General features: G+C 60.0%; 13 protein-coding genes, 1 tRNA gene and 1 pseudogene. 10 read left to right on the top strand and 5 right to left on the bottom strand.

Annotated elements, in window-relative coordinates; translation table 11 throughout:
• Nucleotides 1-123: 123 nt before the first annotated feature.
• From mazG to VB716_RS17255, 4 genes are read right to left on the bottom strand one after another with little or no spacing between them, the layout of a single operon-like run.
• Nucleotides 124-1,068, bottom strand: coding sequence for a nucleoside triphosphate pyrophosphohydrolase (gene mazG / locus VB716_RS17270; RefSeq protein ID WP_323271142.1), 945 nt, complete (start codon nucleotides 1,066-1,068; stop codon nucleotides 124-126).
• A gap of 33 nt (nucleotides 1,069-1,101) precedes the next feature.
• Nucleotides 1,102-1,596, bottom strand: coding sequence for a metal-binding protein (locus VB716_RS17265; RefSeq protein WP_323271141.1), 495 nt, complete (start codon nucleotides 1,594-1,596; stop codon nucleotides 1,102-1,104).
• Nucleotides 1,597-1,646: 50 nt separating this feature from the next.
• Nucleotides 1,647-2,651, bottom strand: coding sequence for a TerB family tellurite resistance protein (locus tag VB716_RS17260; protein WP_323271140.1), 1,005 nt, complete (start codon nucleotides 2,649-2,651; stop codon nucleotides 1,647-1,649).
• A gap of 60 nt (nucleotides 2,652-2,711) precedes the next feature.
• Nucleotides 2,712-2,957 (bottom strand): hypothetical protein, encoded by a 246-nt coding sequence (locus VB716_RS17255; protein ID WP_323271139.1) that lies wholly within the window; start codon nucleotides 2,955-2,957, stop codon nucleotides 2,712-2,714.
• An 85-nt stretch (nucleotides 2,958-3,042) separates the two neighbouring features.
• On the opposite strand from VB716_RS17255, the gene VB716_RS17250 reads away from it, so the two are divergent.
• The 6 genes from VB716_RS17250 (at nucleotide 3,043) to VB716_RS17225 (ending at nucleotide 11,612) form a co-directional block, all read left to right on the top strand.
• Nucleotides 3,043-3,114: transfer RNA gene (locus VB716_RS17250), tRNA-Val, on the top strand.
• Between the two features lie 701 nt (nucleotides 3,115-3,815).
• Entirely contained in the window at nucleotides 3,816-5,444 is a 1,629-nt protein-coding gene (locus tag VB716_RS17245; RefSeq protein ID WP_323271138.1) for a TolC family protein, read from the top strand.
• A complete protein-coding gene (locus VB716_RS17240) occupies nucleotides 5,441-6,844 on the top strand; it encodes a hypothetical protein (protein ID WP_323271136.1) in 1,404 nt (467 codons plus the stop codon). Before VB716_RS17245 ends, VB716_RS17240 begins: the two co-directional genes overlap by 4 nt.
• Nucleotides 6,841-9,069 (top strand): ATP-binding cassette domain-containing protein, encoded by a 2,229-nt coding sequence (locus VB716_RS17235; protein WP_322758121.1) that lies wholly within the window; start codon nucleotides 6,841-6,843, stop codon nucleotides 9,067-9,069. The genes VB716_RS17240 and VB716_RS17235 overlap by 4 nt, the downstream gene beginning before the upstream one ends.
• A complete protein-coding gene (locus VB716_RS17230) occupies nucleotides 9,066-11,201 on the top strand; it encodes an ATP-binding cassette domain-containing protein (RefSeq protein WP_323271134.1) in 2,136 nt (711 codons plus the stop codon). Before VB716_RS17235 ends, VB716_RS17230 begins: the two co-directional genes overlap by 4 nt.
• Before the next feature lie 93 nt (nucleotides 11,202-11,294).
• Complete coding sequence (locus tag VB716_RS17225) at nucleotides 11,295-11,612, top strand: Nif11-like leader peptide family RiPP precursor (RefSeq protein ID WP_323271132.1); 318 nt, start codon at nucleotides 11,295-11,297, stop codon at nucleotides 11,610-11,612.
• 575 nt (nucleotides 11,613-12,187) lie between these two features.
• Here VB716_RS17225 and VB716_RS17220 read toward each other — a convergent pair.
• On the bottom strand, nucleotides 12,188-15,448 hold the full coding sequence (locus tag VB716_RS17220; protein ID WP_323271130.1) for a type 2 lanthipeptide synthetase LanM family protein: 3,261 nt from the start codon (nucleotides 15,446-15,448) through the stop codon (nucleotides 12,188-12,190).
• 306 nt (nucleotides 15,449-15,754) lie between these two features.
• Between VB716_RS17220 and VB716_RS17215 the strand changes: the two genes are divergently transcribed.
• The 4 genes and pseudogenes from VB716_RS17215 to ltrA all read left to right on the top strand — a co-directional run bounded on the left by VB716_RS17215 (nucleotide 15,755) and on the right by ltrA (nucleotide 18,859).
• Entirely contained in the window at nucleotides 15,755-16,021 is a 267-nt protein-coding gene (locus VB716_RS17215; protein ID WP_323271129.1) for a Nif11-like leader peptide family natural product precursor, read from the top strand.
• 98 nt (nucleotides 16,022-16,119) lie between these two features.
• Nucleotides 16,120-16,446 (top strand): Nif11-like leader peptide family RiPP precursor, encoded by a 327-nt coding sequence (locus tag VB716_RS17210; RefSeq protein WP_416238135.1) that lies wholly within the window; start codon nucleotides 16,120-16,122, stop codon nucleotides 16,444-16,446.
• A 348-nt stretch (nucleotides 16,447-16,794) separates the two neighbouring features.
• Nucleotides 16,795-17,085, top strand: a pseudogene (locus VB716_RS17205) (transposase); the annotation flags it as partial.
• 520 nt (nucleotides 17,086-17,605) lie between these two features.
• Nucleotides 17,606-18,859, top strand: coding sequence for a group II intron reverse transcriptase/maturase (gene ltrA, locus VB716_RS17200; RefSeq protein ID WP_323271128.1), 1,254 nt, complete (start codon nucleotides 17,606-17,608; stop codon nucleotides 18,857-18,859).
• Nucleotides 18,860-18,950: the final 91 nt, after the last annotated feature.

The raw sequence follows: 18,950 nt of genomic DNA, 5'->3' as shown, positions 1-18,950 counted from the left end.
GCCGCGGCTCGGTGGAGCGGCGCCTGGCCGCCAAGAAGCAGCGCGGTGCCCTCAAGGGCCAACGCCGGCAGCGCTTGCCGGAGGAGTGAACTGCAGTCCGGAGCTGAGGCCGCAGCGCACCCCTCAGCCTTGGCGGCCGGCAGCGGAGTCTGAAGCGGAGTTGGCCGTGAGGTCTGCCGCGGCTTCAGCTCGGATCTCGGCCTTGGCCTGCCGCCATAGGCCCTCCAGCTCCTGGAGGCTCCGCCCCCGCAGATCACCGCCCAGGGCTGCCTCCACCCGGGAGAAGCGATCGAGGAAGCGGTGGTTGGTGCCGGCCAGGCCTTCCTCCGGGTCGATGCCGCACCAGCGGGCCACATTCACCAGGGTGAACAGCACGTCTCCCAGTTCTTCCTGGGCATGGGTCCGATCGCCGCTGTTGCGGGCCTCCTCCACTGCCTCCTTGAGCTCGTCGAGCTCTTCGTGCACTTTGGTCCAGACGCCGTCCAGGTCGTCCCATTCGAAGCCGGCCACGGCGGCCTTCTTCGAAATCGTCATGGCGCCGGCCAGGGCGGGGAGGCCGCGTACCTTGCTGGCCAGGCGATCACTCAGGGGGCTGGCCGAGGTGGTGGCTGCTTCCTGGGCCTTGATCGCCTCCCAGGTGCGCGTCACGGCGGCGCTGTCGCCGCCTGATCCCCGGTTGCCGGCGGCAGGGTCGGCCGGTGGTTCGAACACGTGGGGGTGGCGGCGCACCAGCTTGGCGCTGATGCCCCGGGCGATTCCCGCCAGATTGAAGCGCTCCGCTTCGCTGGCGATGCGGGCGTGCAGCACCACCTGCAGCAGCAGATCCCCCAGTTCCTCCTCCAGATGCCGCTCGTCGCCGTGGCGGATGGCATCAGCCACCTCATGGGCCTCCTCGAGCACGTAGGGCACCAGGGAGGCGTGGGTCTGCTCCAGATCCCAGGGGCAGCCATGTTCCGGATCCCGCAGCCGATCCACCACCGCGATCAGCTCCGCCAGGGCGGCCAGGCTGTCGCTCGGGTCAGGGGCGGCGCCGGAGCCCGGCGGGCACGACAGGGGATCGGGGCGCATCACGAGGGGGCGGGGAGGTCCGCCCAAACCCTCTCATCTCCTGCGGCGCAGGATCCGTGGCAGGCGCGGGATCGGGTCGCCGTCCTGCAGAAGATGCAGCCAGCTGCTTGCCTCCAGGCCGATCAGGGCGGTGAGCAGCAGGGGCCGTTGGTCGTGCCAGAGCCGCGCAGAGGCCTGCAGCAGGCTGGCCGGCGCTGGACTGCCGAGCGGCTGCAGCATCAGGGCCAGCAGCAGGATCCAGGCCGCCAGGTAGAGCAGCCGCCCGCCGGTGCCGATCAGGGGGCTGTGGGAGATCAGGGAACGGTGCGACAGACCCCGCCGGTAGGGCCACCACAACCAGCGCAGCAGGCCCCAGCGGCGGGTGGCATTGGAGCGGGTGTCCAGATCCGGCGACAGCCACAGCCCGCCCACGAGGAACGCCAAGCTGGCCGTTGCCACACCCATGATTCCCAGCAGCGGCCACCACAGCAACCCGAAGGGCAGGCTCAGCAGGCAGGTGGTGCGGTCGTGGTCGGTGCCGCTGGCCATGAACCGGTCGTGTTCCCGCCAGTGTGCCGGTTGCTCAGTGTGCCGGCTGCTCAGGTCTGGGGCAGTTCTTCCGGGGCGCGGCCCCGCGGCAGCACGTTGAACCGCTGGCGCACCTGCTCGAGAGGGGCGGCGAAGTGGTCCCAGGGATCGATGCCGGCCAACAGGTCCACGCTCACGTGGGAGCCGTGCTCGAGGCCCGCGAAGATCCGATCCACATCGAGCTGGCCGCGTCCGGCTGGAACAAAGGGCGAGGCGCCGATGCCGAGCTCGAATTCCGCCAGGGCGAACATCAGCAGATAGAAGGGGTCCACCTTCTCGAAGCCCGCCTGGAAGCCGAGCACCGCGCCCTCCTCGGCGGGGGTGGTGCCATAGCCCCCCAGCACGTGGCAGCAGTCGTGGTGCATCACCGGCGGTGGTGGCCCGCCGTGCTCACCGGGGAACTGGAAGCCGTTGCGGTCGATGAAGTTGGCGTAGGCCAGCCCGAAACTGCCTTCCGGGTAGCTCCGCAGCTGCCGGTAGCGCTCGGCCATGGCCCGATCCTCCTGGCCGAGCAGCACCCGGGCGCTGGCCAGGGCGGCGGATAGCCCCTCCTGGCGCCACATGGCCTTGAAGGCCTGGGGGATGAAGCCGCGCCGGGCCACATCGAGGCGCACCAGCCAGGCCTGGTGCTCCATCACCTGCTGGAAGGTGCGTACCGGGCCCGGATCCACGTTCAGAGACTGGGCGGAGCGCTCCAGCAGGTCCAGCTGCTGCGGCGTGGGCGTGCCATCGAACAGGGCCACCAGGGTCATGCCCCGCAGGATGCGCTCGCGCCACTGGGGATCCGGATTCACGCCATTCACCCGGGCGGCCAGGGCTTCTGGATCGATGTCCGGCAGGGTCTCCAGTGCCAGATCGAGGTGCAGGAGGTGATCGCGAACGCCCCGGATCGCGGCCATGGCCTTGGCCGATGGTGTGCCGCGCAGGCGGGCCATGGTCATCAGGGCGGCCAGCCCGGCCTTCCCGATCGCCTGACGCTGGTCGTCCGGCAGGGTGGCCTGAACGTCGATCACCATGGCGGAGTCTTCATGGGGGCCAGCCTGAGTTCACGGATCGAGGGCTCAGTGGACAAGCGCTCAATAGCAGAGATCAATATTGCCGGAGCTGTGCTGCTGCTGCTGCACGCAGGTGTCGACGCTCTCCCGATCGATCTGGTCCTCGCCGCTCGGTCCGCTGGTGAGCCAGGAGCCGACCAGGAAGAGGAGCAACAGCAGGCCGGCGAACCCGATCACCACACTGGCCCGCCGGAAGGTGAACCAGGCCTGCTCGAGACGGACTTTCCTCTCCAGCGCACGGATGCGGGCCTTGCGCTTGGCGTCCACTCCCTTCACATCCTCTGCCCGGCTGGCCAGAGGCCGATCCTCTCACCGGCGGCAGGAGGCACGCCAGCAGGCACAATGGAACCAAGCGCGATTAGCTCAGCGGTAGAGCGCCTGCCTTACAAGCAGGATGTCGCTGGTTCGAACCCGGCATCGCGCATCCCACTCACCGCTTGAAAAATCTTCCAAAGCCCTTCCTGCAAACGGTTTTCGCGTTGGGCTTGCTTGCGCATCGATTTCTTTTCTCGCACCGCGGACAGTTGCGCCGAGCATCTGATCATCGCCCTCTTCCTGGTTCGTGACTCCCTGGCTGCGACCCTGGCGCGTGGAGATTCGTGAGACGGGGCGTTGCGGATCTATTGCCTATCACGAGCCGCAGGGAGTCTGAGTTTTTGCTGGGAGCTGGGTGGCAGCGACAGCGTCGCGCTGGTTTGGGGGGAGTCTGCTGACCACTGGCACGCATGCCACCCCTGGGCTGCCGATCGCCGCCGTGACATCCTGAAGCGTGTCGCGGAGGAAGTCGTGCGCCAGAAGGCACCGAACTGCCGTGCGGACATTCAGGAGCCTCAGGGATTGATCCATATCCGGGAGCTGGATTAGGTAGCAGGAACTGCGCTCTTGATCAGGTTTTTCGGACGTGCGCTGCACCCGCAGTTAATTTGTGCTCAGGCGTACCCTTGTTGAAATGAATAACCCTGAGGTAAGTGGCGTGGTTGGTGGGGCATTGGATCAAGCTTCTTTCGCTTCAAGTTCTCTCTACTGGCCGGTTTGCCATCCGCCCTTTTCCAGAGAGGCCTGGACTAAATGTGTCTAGAATAATTCAAATCCGATAACGGCAGTGCGATCTCTGCGCTCCGCCCTATGGCACTCCAGTTCTCCTGCATCGGTAGAGATCAGTGCCGCAGTGTGCTCATTGGGCTGCTCCTGAGTTGCAGCTTTCTGGCCCAAGCCACCGCGTTGGGTCAAGATCTGAGCAGCGTCGATCCAGCCCTTGCCGATCCGCAAGGTATCAGTCAAGTTCTGTCGCAAGGTGACCCAACGCCGCTGGTGCAGTTGCTTGACGACCTAGAAGCTGAGCTTCAAGCCAATGCCAGGCCGCTCAAGCTTGAGGAGGCTGTTTCCCTGGGAATCGCCAATAACCCCAAGCTTCTGGATGCATTCAGCAGTATTCAACAGTATGAGTGGCAGCTCATTGCCGCACAACGCCGCTGGTATCCAAGCTTGCAGCTCGCCAACGGCACGCCCTTTGCTGGATACAGCTGGAGCACCTTTGTGCAGAATAATTACGGATTCTCTAGAGCGGCCTCCCGGCAAACAGGGCAAGGGGAAGGTGTCCTGTCTGAGAAGTCTCGCTTGGCGGTATTTCAGCCTGGCGTCATACTGAGCTGGAACTTTATCGATCCAACGCGACAGCCCGACATCAACTCGGCATCTGATTCCCTGAGGCAGCAAAAGCTGCTGTTCGACGCAAGCGCTCGAAATCTTGTTCTCAGCATTCAACAGAGCTACTACAGCACGCAATCCGACCAGCAGCTGATCGACAGCTTCAAGAAGATCTATGCGATTAACAAGCAACAACTTGCCACTCTCACAGCCCAGAAAAGCATTGGCATGGTTACAGTTCTGGATCTTGAGCAGACGCGCTCCCAGCTGTTTGCACAGCTCAGCCAGCTGATTACATACACGCGTGACTTCATCGATCAGACAGCCCTCCTTGCCGAGGCCCTGGGGCTGCCACCGGGTGCTCTGGCAATCCCAAGTGATGCGGCCAGGATGCAGGGGCAATGGACGCTGCCTCTGCGAGAGACCATTGCTCGAGCCACAGAGCAGCGCGAAGAGATTCAAGCTAGCCTGGCCGCAGCAGAAGCAGCACGCTGGAGTGCTGTTGCCGCCATTCGTAGTTATCTGCCCGTCTTTCAAATTGTAGGTGCGGGAAATCTTTATGCAATTAATGGGTTGGATGGCATCCCTTCGAATGCAGATCCAGGCGATCGCTATTCCCGAAGCCGCACCTGGGATGGGGCGGCTGGACTTGGCTTTTCCTGGTCGATTTTCGACGGTGGAATTCAAGCCGCCAATGCAGAAGCTGCTTATGCTCAGGAGCGTCAACAGAAGGCCGTTGCCGCTTCCACACAATTACAGGTTGTGCGTGAAGTTCGCTCCAGCTACGGCCAGCTGATCACCTCAAAAATTGCCGTGGAAAGCGCTCAACAGGCCTACCGTAGTGCTGAGTTGGCCCAGGAGGCAGCTCGTGCGCGCTTTGAAGTTGGGGTTGGCGACATCACCAGCGTGGTGCAGACCATCCAGCAGCTCTCTGATGCTGCAGAGCAGGTCGCACAGGCGGTGCTGGCTTACAACATCGCCATTGCTGAACTTTACCGCTACTCAGCAACCTGGCCTGCCCAAACGGAGAGCGCGGTGCAGAATCGAATCAGAACGATGCGCCATCCCACCGCTTCCACTCCTGCGAGTGAAACCTCTAGCCCATGACTCCCTTCTTTGATCGCCGAGCACTGGAACATCGCCACCGAGTGGGTGAGCGCAACGGCCCGATCACCATGCTCACGCCGCCCCTGCGGGCCACACTGGTACTCGGTGTGCTGATCGCCGTGGCTGGAGGGCTCTGGGCCATGATTGCGCGGATTCCTTTGAGCGTGCAGGGAACCGGTGTTCTGCTGCCGGTGAGCACCATCAACGCAAGCCTCAGCGGTACCAATGGCATCGCAATGTGGATGTTTAATCGCCGGCCTGAGAGCTGGCACGCACAAGCCAGAAACTTCAGTAATAGACCAGATCAGTTCAGTGATGAGCAAATGGCGTCACTCGCAGAGGCTATCCTGCGCGCCAGCGATGCTTTGCCCGAGCAGGAGTCGGGCACCACGGCAGAGTCAGCCTCGGCCAGTTTCTCAAGCAACCTGAAACAAAGCTTCCACGGAAAGGCAATGGCCAGTGGTCGTTTATTGCTCTGGGTTCAGTCTTCATCGCAACAAGAGCGTCTCAGCAGTTCCCTGGATCAAGTCAAGCGCACCTTAAGCACTGGCGAAGCCCAGAGTCGGAATATTAAGGACAAGCAATCCATCCTGCAAAAGGAGCTCGCCAGTCGCTCTGCCTATCTGGAGAGCATGAGAAAACTGGAGAGCAAGGGATTTGTAAGTCGAGCCTCCATACTGCAGGAGCAAGCTCAGGTCGACAACATTCGATCTCAACTGCGCAGTAATGATAACCAGCTGATTGATATCTCTGGTCAGCTATCTCAAAGTTATCAGAAGTTGCGCGGTGAACTGGCTATCTTGGTGAGCCAGCAGCTTATCTTCGCGCCCCGCGATGTCTATCTCTCCCAGGTTGGGCCAAACAACGGAGAAGGCGTAACCCAAGGGCAATCAGTGCTGCAGCTCAGTGACGACCGCCTCGATTCCCCTGATTTGGTTCCGATTTTCCTCAGTAGCAAGGAGATGGCGCAGGTGTTTCCCGGCATGGAGGCTCTGGCCACTCCGTCAGGCTTCAAGCGCTCCGAAGTGGGCGGCATCCGCGGCCGGGTTGTCTCGAAGGCCAATCTGCCCAGTGGTCTCAATGAAGTCACCGCTCGAGTGGGTGTCCAGTCTCTGGCTCAGGTGATCATCAACCAGGAGCCATCACCAACCCTGGCAATCCTGGCCTTGGAGCGGGCGGGAGAGGATGCAATGACCAACAGCGGTGGTTACCGTTGGAGCTCCCGCGGCGTTCTGACCTTCCCTCCCAGCCCGGGTGATCGACTCAATGTGGAGATCACCACCCGGCGTGTCCATCCGATCGACTTGATGCTGCCGGGCCTGCGCCGCTTTTTCGGCATCACCCCCCCGCAGGTTCCCTCCGGTGAGGAGGATGACGCGAATAGCCGTCAGCGGCGATGACTGGCCTGCAACGCCGGCGGGTGAAGGCACGCACACGACTGCAGTACGAAGCAGCCGAATGTGGTGCCGCTTCGCTGGCCACGATTCTTGGCTACTTCGGTTGCATTGTTGAACTCAGTGAACTGCGCCGAGCCTGCGGCGTGAACCGTGATGGCTCCAATGCCAAAAAGCTTCTGCAGGCTGCCCGCAGCTATGGCCTCACAGCACGTGCATACCGCTGTTCCGGCGAACAGCTCAAGGCGGAGGGCAACTTCCCCTGTGTGGTGTTCTGGGGGTTCAACCACTTTCTAGTCGTGGAAGGCTTCGAGAGCCGGCATGCATTTCTGAGCGATCCCGCTCAGGGCCGTGTTCGGGTGGAGATGGAGGAATTCCTCGACAACTTCACTGGCATCGTGCTCGAGTTCGAACCGGGAGCAGACTTTCGCCGCGGTGGCCATGAGCGCTCGCCTTTGCTGAGCCTGCCCGGCACCCTGCGTCCGTACACCGCCTCCCTGCTCCAGCTGCTGCTCGTGGCCAGTGTTCAGTCGGTGCTGACCCTTCTTGTTGGCGGGCTGACGTCCACCTTCATTGACAGCTTTCTTCAGGATCAGCTGCTTTATTTCGGCATTCCGATCATCTGGCTTCTGCTCTTTTCGGTGCTGGGCTGGCTGATGCTCCTCAGCGTTCAGTTCATCCTGCTGCGTCGCATGGAACTGCTGCTCTCCAAGCGACTGGCAGCCGATCTGTTCCGCAAGCTGTTCCAGGTGACATTCGGCTTCTATCAAGCCCGCTTCCAGGGTGAGATCGCTGGCCGCATGCTTTTGGGAATGGAAACCTCACAGGTGGTGGTGGCCCAGCTGCTGAGATTTCTTGTAAGCCTCTGGGTGGCTGCCCTGGTTCTGATCGTGGCTCTGGCGATCTCCGTGTGGCTGGCGCTGCTGGTGCTGTTCGTGATGGGTGCCAATCTGCTGCTCAACTGGTGGCTCACCGAGCAGCGCTACGACGCCAACCGCAAGCTGGCGCTGGAGCAGGGGAAGGTCCAGGGCAAAGGCCTGCAGGGCATCAATAACATCGAAACCCTCAAAGCCTCAGGGCTCGAATTCGACTTCCTCAGCCAGTGGCAGGGCAGCTTCGGCAACGTGGTGATCCAGAACCAACTGCTCGGCTCCCAGATGGCCACCGCCAGCATCAGCGCCAGTGGCAGCACCTTCCTGCTCAATGCCCTGATCATCACGGCCGGTGGTTGGCTGATCATCGCCGGCCAGATGTCACTGGGTACGCTCGTGGCCTTCCAGTTCCTGCAGGGCCAGCTCACCGCTCCGATCTCCACCCTGCCCCAGCTCAATTCCACCTTGCAGCGCCTGATCGGTGATCTAGGTCGCCTTGAGGATCTGCGCAACAGCGAGGACGACCCCCTGGTACGCAGCTTCCAGATCCCCGTGGAAGATCCAGATCCCGATCAAGAGGGGCATTCCGAACCACGCCTGGGCGGAACCATCGAATGTCGCAGACTCAGCTTCGGTTTCGATGCCATCTCCCCACCCTTCATCAGTGATCTCGATCTATGTGTTCCGGCGGGATCCCAGCTGGCGATCGTGGGTGGCAGCGGCTCGGGCAAGACCACCCTGATCAGGCTGCTGGCTGGTCTTTACCAGCCGAGCAGTGGTGACCTGCTCTTCGACGACAAACCCTGGCAAGACCATGGCGATGGGGTGATGCGGCGCAGTCTTGCCTATGTGCCTCAGCAGGTGTTTGTGTTCAATGCCAGCGTTCGCGATAACTTAACGCTCTGGCGTCCGGGCTACAGCCTCGAGCAACTCGAAGCTGCCGCCTCCGATGCCCAGGTACTCGACACGATTACCTCCCATCCCGAAGCCTTTCAACGCCACCTTCGCGACAACGGCAGCAATCTCAGCGGTGGGGAACGCCAGCGGCTGGAGCTCTGCCGAGCATTGCTGCGCAACCCCAGTATCCTGCTGCTCGATGAAGCCACCAGCGCTCTCGACAACGCCACCCAGACCCGCGTGCTTGATGTGCTGAAGCGCCGCAACATGACGGTGATCAGCGTGGCGCATCGCCTGGATGCGGCCCTGCGCAGCGATCAGGTCCTGGTGATGCAATCTGGAGCGGTGATTGAACTGGGCTCCCCGGAGGAGCTGCTGGCGCTGAAGGGTGCCTTCCACGCTCTGGTGCACTCCGAGCAAGCTGAGCAATCCGAAGGCCCCGAGCCAGAGGTAACGGCATGAACGCCTCACAACAGGCCCTGCTGTCAGCCCGGAATCTGGAGCGCCAGCTGCTGTTCAGCAATCCGCCGGATGGCGACCAGCAACCGGAGCTGCGTTTGCTCGGGTTCTGCATGCGGCAGCTGGGGCGCCGGCATCAGAGCCTGGACCCGCTTCCAGGCGCCTCGATCCAGGAGTTGCTCAACCACAACGACATCCACCACCGCCAGATTGAAGCTCCCCGCGACCCAGCCCGTGGTGAGTACCCGCTGTTAATCGTGTTTGAGGCCAGCAGCAATGAACCCCTGGCTCTCTATCGGCACAGCGGGCGCAACTGGCTCTACAGCGCCCAGAGGCAGGAGCATTGGCCCACACGCAGCAGCACCACTCTGGCCAACGACGGCTACGAGATCTATCTCTCGCTGCCGGCACATGTGCCTGGGCCATTCACTGTGCTGCGCTTTGCGTTCGCCACCGAATCAGGTGCTCTGACGGCCCTGGTGATCACCTCGGCGGTGGTGATGTTGTTCAACCTCTCGATCCCGATGCTCACCAATCTGTTGGTGAGCCGTATCCTTCCCCATAACGACCAACAGCTGCTGCTTGAGGGGCTCACCGTGGTGGCGTTGATCGTCATCGGTTCTGTGGCAGCTCAGTTTCTACAGAACCTGATGATGCTGCGGCTGGAAAGCGTCGCCGATCTGCGCCTGCAGACAGCGGTATGGGACCGGCTGATGCGACTGCCGATGGCCTTGATCAGCCGCTACACCACCGGTGACCTGGCTTCCCGGGTGAATTCGATCAGCCAGCTCCGCCAGCTTCTGGGCAGTGGTGCGCTGTCCACCATGCTCTCGAGCCTCTTCGCTATCAGCTACTTCGTTCTGATGTTCAGGTATGATAGCCAGCTGGCACTCTGGGCAACGGGCTTCACCCTGGTGGCAGTGATCTGCCTGCTGCTGATCACTTTGCGTTCGATCCGTCTGCAGTTACCGCTGCTGGAGAGCGGAGCTGAGATCACCAACTTTTCACTGCAGTCTGTGATGGGTATGCCGCAGATCCGCAGCGCCGGAGCTGAGCCTTTTCTGCTGCTGCGCTGGCTGCAGGAGATCAACCGCTACGCGCTGCTGCAGCTGCGCAGCAACGTTTACAGCGATGCCATCGAGCAATACGGCACGCTTGTCACCCCACTGGCATCATTGTTTCTATTCGCTGTTGTGGCCTTCCGGATGTTGAACAGCCACAGCACTCCTGAACTCGATCAGACGGTGGTGGCCTTCATCTCCTTCAACGCCGCTTTCAGCAGCTTCAACCTCTCCGTGACTGGCGCTGTCAACCTCGTGGCCAATACGGCTGGGCATGCAGCTGTGTTGTGGAAGAGGGCTGAGCCGGTGATGTACGCGGAAGTGGAACGTGGGTACCAGCCCGATGCGCTGCACCATCGTCTGATCGGAGATTTCCGGCTGCTCGGCATCACCTACGAATTTCCCAGCAGCAGTGAACCACTGTTCACCAACCTCTCGCTCTCGATCCCGGCCGGCAAGCACACGGCGATTACCGGACCAAGCGGCTGTGGCAAGACCACCTTGGTTCGCATGCTCCTGGGGTTTATCTTGCCCACAGCAGGCGAGTTGTTGGTCGATGGTATTCCGCTCCAGCAGCTCGCCATCCGTGCCTACCGGCGCCAGCTGGGGGTGGTGATGCAGACGGCCCGCCTGAATGCCGGCTCTATCTATGACGTGATCTGCGGTGGTGTGCAGCGCAGTGAGGAGGACGTTTGGCAGGCATTGGAGCGGGCCGCGGTTGCTGATGAAGTGCGAGCCATGCCGATGCAACTGGAAACTCTGCTGAGCGAATCCGGCGGCAACATTTCAGGCGGACAGGTGCAGCGGATTGCCATTGCCCGCGCCCTGATCACCGAACCGAAGGTGCTGATCATGGATGAAGCCACCAGTGCCCTCGACAATCGCTCCCAGCAAGTGATCACTCGTACGATTGAGGAGTTAGGGATGACCCGGATCAGCATTGCCCATCGCCTTGCCACCATCCGGCAGGCCGATCAGATTGTGGTGCTTGAGAAGGGCCGAGCCGTGGAGCAGGGAACCTGGAGGGAACTCAGTAGCCATGGCTATCTGGCTCAGATGCTGGAGAGCCACTGATGAGTCAGTTCAATGCGCTATGCCAACCACATCATGGCAGGAGAGAATCTTCACAAATGCTGAGAGTCGCCGGCAAGCATGTCATGCTAGCAGTTGTTATATAGCTTCAGGTTGATGTCAGAAGAGCAGTTCCAAGCCTTCATCAAGGTCCTTGATGTGGATCGCGTCATGCAAGAGCGTCTTGATAGTGCGGTAGATCTTGACTCCGCTGTGGCGATCGCCACAGAAGCAGGCTTTGCAGTCAGCAGGGCAGAAATGCTGAACTATCAAGCCCAGCATCCTCAAGGCACCCAAGAGCTAAGCGACGAAGATCTAGGGGGTGTTGCTGGTGGATCAATCCCGGCTCCTGGGATACCTCTGGCGGGCTCTACGGGTATAGTTGTTCCCTCTTTTGATCCAAACTCATTTTGATCCTACTCCGTGCGGAGGGCTGATTCCACTGGGGTAGCCCCTGGCTGGCCTCACAGGGTGCTGTCATCGTCGCTAACGTGACGGATGAAGCTTGTTTGGAACGACCGCATCGCCTCTTCGTAAGTGCGAAACCTGGACCATCTCTGGGCCTCGACAGGTCCAGCAACAACCAGCCGGCCAGCATGAGATCGAACAGGTAAGAGCATCAGGCAGCAGGCGCCGCTCCAACATCGCCAGACATGGCCCCTGATGGACTTGTTAGCAGCATGCGCTCGCGGTTTGACCCATTGGCCAACGCGTTCAGATTGGAAGACTCAGCTGTTGCCAACCGCCTGAGTGTGCTGAAGCTTCCGCAGGGCCCGCATCTCGTCAAATAGTCGACGGCCCAACGATCAAGGTGTGTGAGATCGGGGGAAAAGGGCTTTGTGTCGCAGGAGACAGGGCAGGATCATGCCATGATACCGGTGGCCAAGCATCAAGGTGAGGACCTCTTGCCAGTGCCTGATGACACTCGTCGTCAAATATGTTCTTTTGGACCAGCTAGATGAGCATAGAATTCCAGTCACGTCGTGCGTTCAATGCATAACACCTATAGGCCCATATCCAGCACTCAATAGTTGACCCAGCATCCCTTTGGATCCACTCTCCCCCAGAAGTGCCAGCCCCATGCCGCTGAGACCGGTATAGAAACCGGGCAGCATCAAGGTTCCTTCTCCTGTTCCAAAGCATCGCATCCTGATCTCTGCTCCAGTACAGCGCTTCAGCGCTTCCCGACGATGCATGTCAGCAACATCCAGGCACGACTCTCGCAAGCTCTGTGGCAACGGCCAGGGTCCTGCGGATAGGAGCTCCAGCACGGCCATCAATCCAAGCGAGCCGCAGCAGAGATGGTCTAGACCGTGTCCGCTCAGCGCAGCCGTGGTGCCCAGAGCGGCGGATATCTCCTCGGCGCACTGGTCATCCCAGAGGGCTGTTCCCCATAGGCAGGCACGGCCCAGAGCAATGCCAGGGGCTCCATGGCACCAGCTCACCGTGAATTCGGGCGGCTCAGTTCCATTCGGGCAGCTGCGGTAATCGGGCCAGTTGCCGCGCGCCTGATCAAAATGGCTGCGCTCATAGGCCAGGGCAGCCGCCGAGCCCGAACGAAACCGTTCCTCACCGCAGGCTGCATGCAGCCGCGCCAGCGCAGCGGCATACCCCGCGGTGCCATGGGAGAAGCCGAGCAAGGCCAGTTGTCGCGATGACGGGCTCCAGGCCCCCTGATCGTTCTGTTGCGCCAGCAGATGATCACCGGCAGCCATTGCCAGCTGCAGGGCCTGCTCTCCCCCCAGCTGCAGCAGCGCTCCAATCAGACCAGCACAACCGCCGATCACATCCAGCTGCTGATCGGCGTTGATGACACGCGGCAAAGCTACGGCAAGCAGTTGCTTCGCCAGCGCGGTTTCGCCGATCTGCTGCAGGGCCAGCAGAAGGCCACCACAGCCGCTCAAGCCAAGGGGCTGATCACGCCACCAGCGCAGCCGGCCATCCGCCGCCGATTCCGCCACCAGCAGCCTGAGGGGGTGGAGGATGGCCTCAAACACCACCTGGGGCGTCAGCGCCGATCCGCCAGCCACCGGAGCGGGCATGAGCTCAACCTGAAGATCCTGCAGGCACTTCAGTAAGCAGGCGATACCGATCGAGCCGCCATAGAGCGATGAACCCACCGGCCCGAAGGAGAAGCTCTGCCCATCGGCGCCGACATCCATCCCCAGCCATTCCACCTGCCCTTGCGGATCGGCGATCGCCATGGCCAGCAACCTTTCGGCGATGCGTCTGGCCGCCTGCCCAGCATCGATGGCTTCGGCCTCTGTTTCTGAATTGGCAACAGATCCGGATGCTCCAGCCACAGCCTCCACGCGCAGCTGCCTGGCCTTCGCCGTGCCATCGATCAGGCGCAGCTGAAAGGCGATCTCATCGGCATCCAGCGACTGCAATCGCTCCCGTGCCGCCGCCAGACCGCTGGTCTTGATGAAGCCGGACAGATCGTCCGTGTCCTCGCCCAGCTGGAGGGCGTCGCCATCAATTGGATGGGTGAAGAAGGGGATATCCAGCTGCTGCATCTGGCGCACCTCCGCAGCGAACACGGGCCAGTGCAGGGGCCTGGTTTCCGCCAGAAGAAAACTGCGGGCCAGCTGCTCCAGTTTCATCGCCTGGGCGAAAGAGGAACGGAGAGCAGCCGGCTCCAGCTGTTGGCGCTGAATGGCGAAGTACACCCGGGTGGCTCGCAGCACGATCCGCCGGGGCAGACCAGCGAAGCGCAACAAGACTCCATCCGCTGCCAACCAGCGCTCGCGGATGGCGATCAGGGCCTGGCACTGTCGGGCAAATCCTTCACAGAATACCTCCATGTGCCTGCTCATGGGATTGGTGGCGCCGACTCCCACTGGAAGGCTGGTGGGCAAAGCGGCAGGACGCTTCACTCGGCCTGGCATCATGCCGTCGCTGTTGAGGCCGAGCCAGCCAGTCTGAGGGCGCTCTGCCTCCAGAGGGGGAGCAATTCCCAGGGCGCTGCTATCAATTGCCACCTTGGCGGCTCCGATGAACATCCATTGGGGCAGCAGACCAGAACGCAGCACCGACTGCTGAAAACGACGTTGCAGCTGGGAGGGGCCAGGCTGTGCGGTGTCTGACGCCGCCGCGGCAATGTGATCAGGGAGATCTGCCTCAAGCAGCGTTTCGGTATCGATCAGCAGCAGCTGATCGCCGCAGGCAATCAGATTTTCATGATGGCAGTCGGTGCAGCCAAGCAGATGCAGAATGGCCGTTAAACGGCCTGCATTCTCGTAAAATAAGTTCAATTCATCATCGCTCGTGCAAAGCCGATGGGGCACATACTCCATGTAGCCGTATCCATCGGCATTATGCACCGCGAGTGTGTGTAGGGGGGGGAGACCACCATGAACATTGAGATCGGACAAGGCTGCTTGGTAGGCGGCATCCACCCCCATGTCCTTGGGCTTGTAGACGACACTGACCACCTCATTTCCGCTCGCGCTATCTTCCTCAGGGGCTGAAAACTGCAGGATCGAGACGGCCCTACCGCCGCGATGTGGATCGCTCAGCCCCTGTTTCACATGGCTGAGCCAATGGCCTGCCGGCACCGAGAAGCGTTCAGCCAGCAGTGGACGATCGGCGCAGATCCGCTGCAGAATCTCGATGCTGCCCTCCAACCACAGCGAAAACACAGTGCCGATCAGACGGCCCAGCACTGGAAACTCCTGCAAAAGTGCCGTCAGGCCATCGCGACGATGGCTGCGAATGAAGCTCTCGTAATGCTCCCGCAGTGGCGGCCCAGAGCCATCCCCCGCTGCGCCTAGATGCGCAAGCAGCATCGTGCCTGGACTGCGCCCTTCATGGAAGCCCTGCCAGAGCACCTCCTCGCCTATGGCGCAGAGCCGTTCAAGCAAGCTGTCGGCCAGCTGTGCCGCAACAACGACGGCCACACCATCACCTCCAGAGATCTGTTCGCGTTCGGCTTCAAGCCGCTGGCGCGCGAGCTCGCGGATCGGCCACCACAGATCAATGAAGGGCAGATGCCCGCCACTGGCATAAGGGAGCAGGGGGGCATCCCAGGCCTTCTTGAGCGCCGCCTGGCAGGCCTGAAGGTCAATCTGCGCAGGCGTTGCTTCCAGTCCAGAGGCATCACCAGCGTCAGCCTCCTGGCGGGTCAGCCACTGCTGCAGTGCATCAACGCCAATGCCATCCCAGGCCAGACGCCGAGCCAGTTTGTGCGCTTCATCCGGGGCCAAAGCCTCCACCCAGGGGTCACGCCATTGTGGAGTGAGAGATTCCATTGCTGCCTCACCAACTTCTGTGCCCTCCGCGGTGGCATTGGTGAGCAGAGTTTCATGAAAAGGGCTTAAGAATAGCATAACGTTGTTCGATTATCTTGCAATCGGACGCCATGCCACACTCGTCATCCCACTAGCCAATCAAGCTTAATTATACTCTCTTTGGCGGCATTCGCGGGAAGCATGAAGTCTGCAGCATCTTCATAAGGCTTATCTCGCGATGCCCAGCTTCTCGGGCGCTATGGAAATGTTGACAACACCGCTGGCCTTGGCCATGCTTTGGAAGTTCCTCTCTTGAGCTTGGATCCCATGTCAGAAGAGCAGCTCCAAGCCTTCATTGATGCTGTCAAGGCTGACAGCGCCCTGCGCGAGCGACTCACGGCAGCGACTGCAGACCCTGATGCCGTCATGGCGATTGCGACGGAGGCAGGATTTACAGTGAGCAAGGCCGCAATGCAGAATTTGCTGGCTAAGGGAATCGAGCTGGGCGACGATGATTTGGAGGGTGTGGCAGGAGGCGGTAACTGCTACGGTAATCACGACCAGAGTAACACCCTTAATATCGTCATTGGGTAACTTGCAGGACGGGCGAAGAAGGATTGAGGGAGGGCTGGGAGGGCTTGGTGGCTTTGGGAGTGGCTGTGTGAGGAAGTGCTGAGGGATGCTGACGGGGCTTGGAAGGTGCACTAAGAAAGGGGAGTATTGCGGTTACATCAATGTCAGAAGAGCAACTTGCAGCACTCCTTGCCAAGCTCAAGGACGATGCGGGGCTACAGGAGAAGCTCAAAGGTGCTGCAGACCTTGATGCTGCTGTGGCGTTGGCGAAGGAAGCTGGATTTGATGTGAGCAAGGCGGATTGGCTGAGGTATCAAGCTCAAGGCGGATTGGCTGAAACTGTCAGCGATGAGGAGCTTGAGGGGGTTGCTGGCGGGGGATGCCTAGTGGCTGCGCCGATTGGCCCGGCGTTAATAGAATATAGAGGTAGAACCTTTCGAGGTTAATTTCAGATTATAACATTGGACGAAACCCCCTACCCCTGCAACCACAGGGGCTTTTTATTTCTTCAACGACCCCAGACAAGCACCAAACAGCATCCGATGCCTGGTGCCATTACCATCGCACCTCAATCGCCTTGATGTCCTGCCGCTTTAGGCACTCCAGGCATAACTGCTAATCAAAAGACATAGCAAATCCCCGCCTTACCATTCTCCACTTCTACTAATATATCTATTTCGGGCCTCCTGAGAAAGGGCAAAGCGGCTGCGCCGCAGTGGATCCGAGCAGATTTCAACTGTAGAATGTGCCCAATTCGGCTCGATATCGCCGAAAAGCAGTCCAGAGTTTTCCACATGTATCGGCGCGAGCATCGTCATCAGCTCTCGTTTGAGGATTTCTTCTTGCCGTTTGGCGGCAAACTCTCTGGTGACAATCGCTGGATCAAGCTTGCTGAGCTCATTCCCTGGGATGAGCTGGAGGACGACTACGCGTCGCAGTTCTGCAAAGGCTTTGGGGCACCTGCCAAGCCATTTCGAATGGCATTGGGTGCCCTGATCATCAAAGCTCGCATGGCGATCACAGACAAGGAGCTGGTTGAGCAACTCAAGGAAAATCCGTACCTGCGTGTGCCACGAGGCATAGATTCTTCATGAACTATGTCGTAACTGTATCGAGGATGGGAGTGTGGCCTCCCGATGTCTGCCTGCAGGGGCTGGCTTCAAACCACCCCATGCTGCTGCGGTCAAAAGCCGTGGTGGTGAGCGATGGGGAAAAGGCGGAGTTGATCCGTCAGGTGAGTGATGAGAAGGTGAGCGCAAGCGAACCGTCGATGACACATCGAAATGCGTTCCAGTTGCTGTCAAAGCGAGCTGAGGCATGTACAGCTCGGATCAGTGTGGGCGACACCTGTATACGGACCACATGGCAGCCGGTGTATAGACGGCACGAGCTCATCACAGGCCTCGATACGGAACGTGGGAACCTGACATGGGATGCCAAGGGAAAAGATCAAGTGACTACAATCATGAGTCTGAATACCAATGACCTTGTCAGGGGCGGAGCAGTTCGTAGTAGCGATGAAGAGGCTGTAATCGCCTTGGAGCGAAGGAACTGCGTCATCCAGTCTGATAAATCAGATCAACCAGGTTGCCTGGGAGGAATCAGATGAACACAGACAAGCCTTTGCCAATTACCAAGAAGATGGTGTGGCAAGCCTATCAGGCTATCTCCAGGAACGGAAAGGCTGCTGGCGTGGATGGTCAGAGCCTCGATGACTTCTCCAGGGACTTAAAGAACAACCTCTACAGGATCTGGAATCGTTTGGCATCAGGGAGTTACTTCCCGCCTCCGGTCCGCCGTGTAGAGATTCCTAAGTCCAAAGGGGGAGGCATGAGGCCACTGAGCATTCCAACAGTTTCCGATCGCATCGCACAGATGGTGGTCAGACAGATCATCGAACCCAGATTGGAGCCAATCTTTGATTCGGATTCATTTGGATATCGACCCGGTCGATCTGCTCATCAAGCCGTGGAATTGTGTCGCAAGCGTTGCTGGCAACGAGACTGGGTATTGGACCTTGATATCAAGGGATTTTTCGACTCGATCGATCATGATCTCTTGTTCAAGGCTCTCCAGGCTCACATCCAAGAGCGCTGGGTGCTGCTTTATCTGCGGCGTTGGCTTGAAGCACCTGTTCAACTGCCCAATGGAGAACTACAGGCCAAGGCCTGCGGGACACCCCAAGGCGGTGTGATTAGTCCACTTCTTGCCAACTTGTTTCTGCATTACGCCTTTGATATCTGGATGCGTAGGAATCATCCTGGCATCCAGTTTGAGCGCTACGCAGACGATGTGATTTGCCATTGCTCTAGCCAGCGTGAAGCACAGGCCCTGAAGGAGAGCCTTGAGGCTCGATTCATAGCCTGCCATCTAACGCTGCACCCTGAGAAGACCCAAATGGTCTACTGCAGGGACTCTAATAGACAGGGCTCGTTTGCGAAGATTCAGTTTGAGTTCTTAGGCTTTGCTTTCCGTCCTCGCTGTGCGAAGAACCGCTGGGGCAAGTTGTTCACAACCTTTGCGCCAGCAGTAAGCCCCTTATCCTTGAGAAAGATGAGGGATCGTATTCGAGGATGGAGACTTCGCCATCATTCTCATCTGCCATTGGACGATGTTGCCAGAATGCTGAATCCGGTCCTGCGGGGCTGGTGGCAGTATTTTGGGCGCTTTTATCCGACGGAGATGTGGAACAAGTTGTTCCGTTATTTCGACGAACGGCTTGGCTCCTGGCTGCGTCAGAAGCATAAGCCTCTGCGCGGTCACCGTGGACGAAGCCTGCGGCTGCTGAACAAAACTGCTCAGCAGAATCCACAGTTGTTTGTTCATTGGCAGATTCTTGGTCACGCAACGGTTGGGTGACAAGAGCCGGATGACGCGAGAGTGTCACGTCCGGTTCTGTGAGCGCCTGCGGGGGAAGTTCCTGTGGGCGACTCGACAATTCTTCATTGGA

This window comes from Synechococcus sp. CCY9201, from assembly GCF_034931105.1.
In the GTDB taxonomy this organism is placed as follows: Bacteria; Cyanobacteriota; Cyanobacteriia; order PCC-6307; family Cyanobiaceae; genus CBW1002.
This window is presented reverse-complemented; position numbering and strand designations above follow the sequence as displayed.

What these genes read in the sequence shown, in the direction of transcription:
- mazG (WP_323271142.1), bottom strand. Translation starts at nt 1,068, where the DNA reads ATGCGCCCCGATCCCCTGTCGTGCCCGCCGGGCTCCGGCGCCGCCCCT.
- VB716_RS17215 (WP_323271129.1), top strand. Translation starts at nt 15,755, where the DNA reads ATGTCAGAAGAGCAGCTCCAAGCCTTCATTGATGCTGTCAAGGCTGAC.
- VB716_RS17260 (WP_323271140.1), bottom strand. Translation starts at nt 2,651, where the DNA reads ATGGTGATCGACGTTCAGGCCACCCTGCCGGACGACCAGCGTCAGGCG.
- VB716_RS17220 (WP_323271130.1), bottom strand. Translation starts at nt 15,448, where the DNA reads ATGGAATCTCTCACTCCACAATGGCGTGACCCCTGGGTGGAGGCTTTG.
- ltrA (WP_323271128.1), top strand. Translation starts at nt 17,606, where the DNA reads ATGAACACAGACAAGCCTTTGCCAATTACCAAGAAGATGGTGTGGCAA.
- VB716_RS17240 (WP_323271136.1), top strand. Translation starts at nt 5,441, where the DNA reads ATGACTCCCTTCTTTGATCGCCGAGCACTGGAACATCGCCACCGAGTG.
- VB716_RS17265 (WP_323271141.1), bottom strand. Translation starts at nt 1,596, where the DNA reads ATGGCCAGCGGCACCGACCACGACCGCACCACCTGCCTGCTGAGCCTG.
- VB716_RS17245 (WP_323271138.1), top strand. Translation starts at nt 3,816, where the DNA reads ATGGCACTCCAGTTCTCCTGCATCGGTAGAGATCAGTGCCGCAGTGTG.
- VB716_RS17235 (WP_322758121.1), top strand. Translation starts at nt 6,841, where the DNA reads ATGACTGGCCTGCAACGCCGGCGGGTGAAGGCACGCACACGACTGCAG.
- VB716_RS17230 (WP_323271134.1), top strand. Translation starts at nt 9,066, where the DNA reads ATGAACGCCTCACAACAGGCCCTGCTGTCAGCCCGGAATCTGGAGCGC.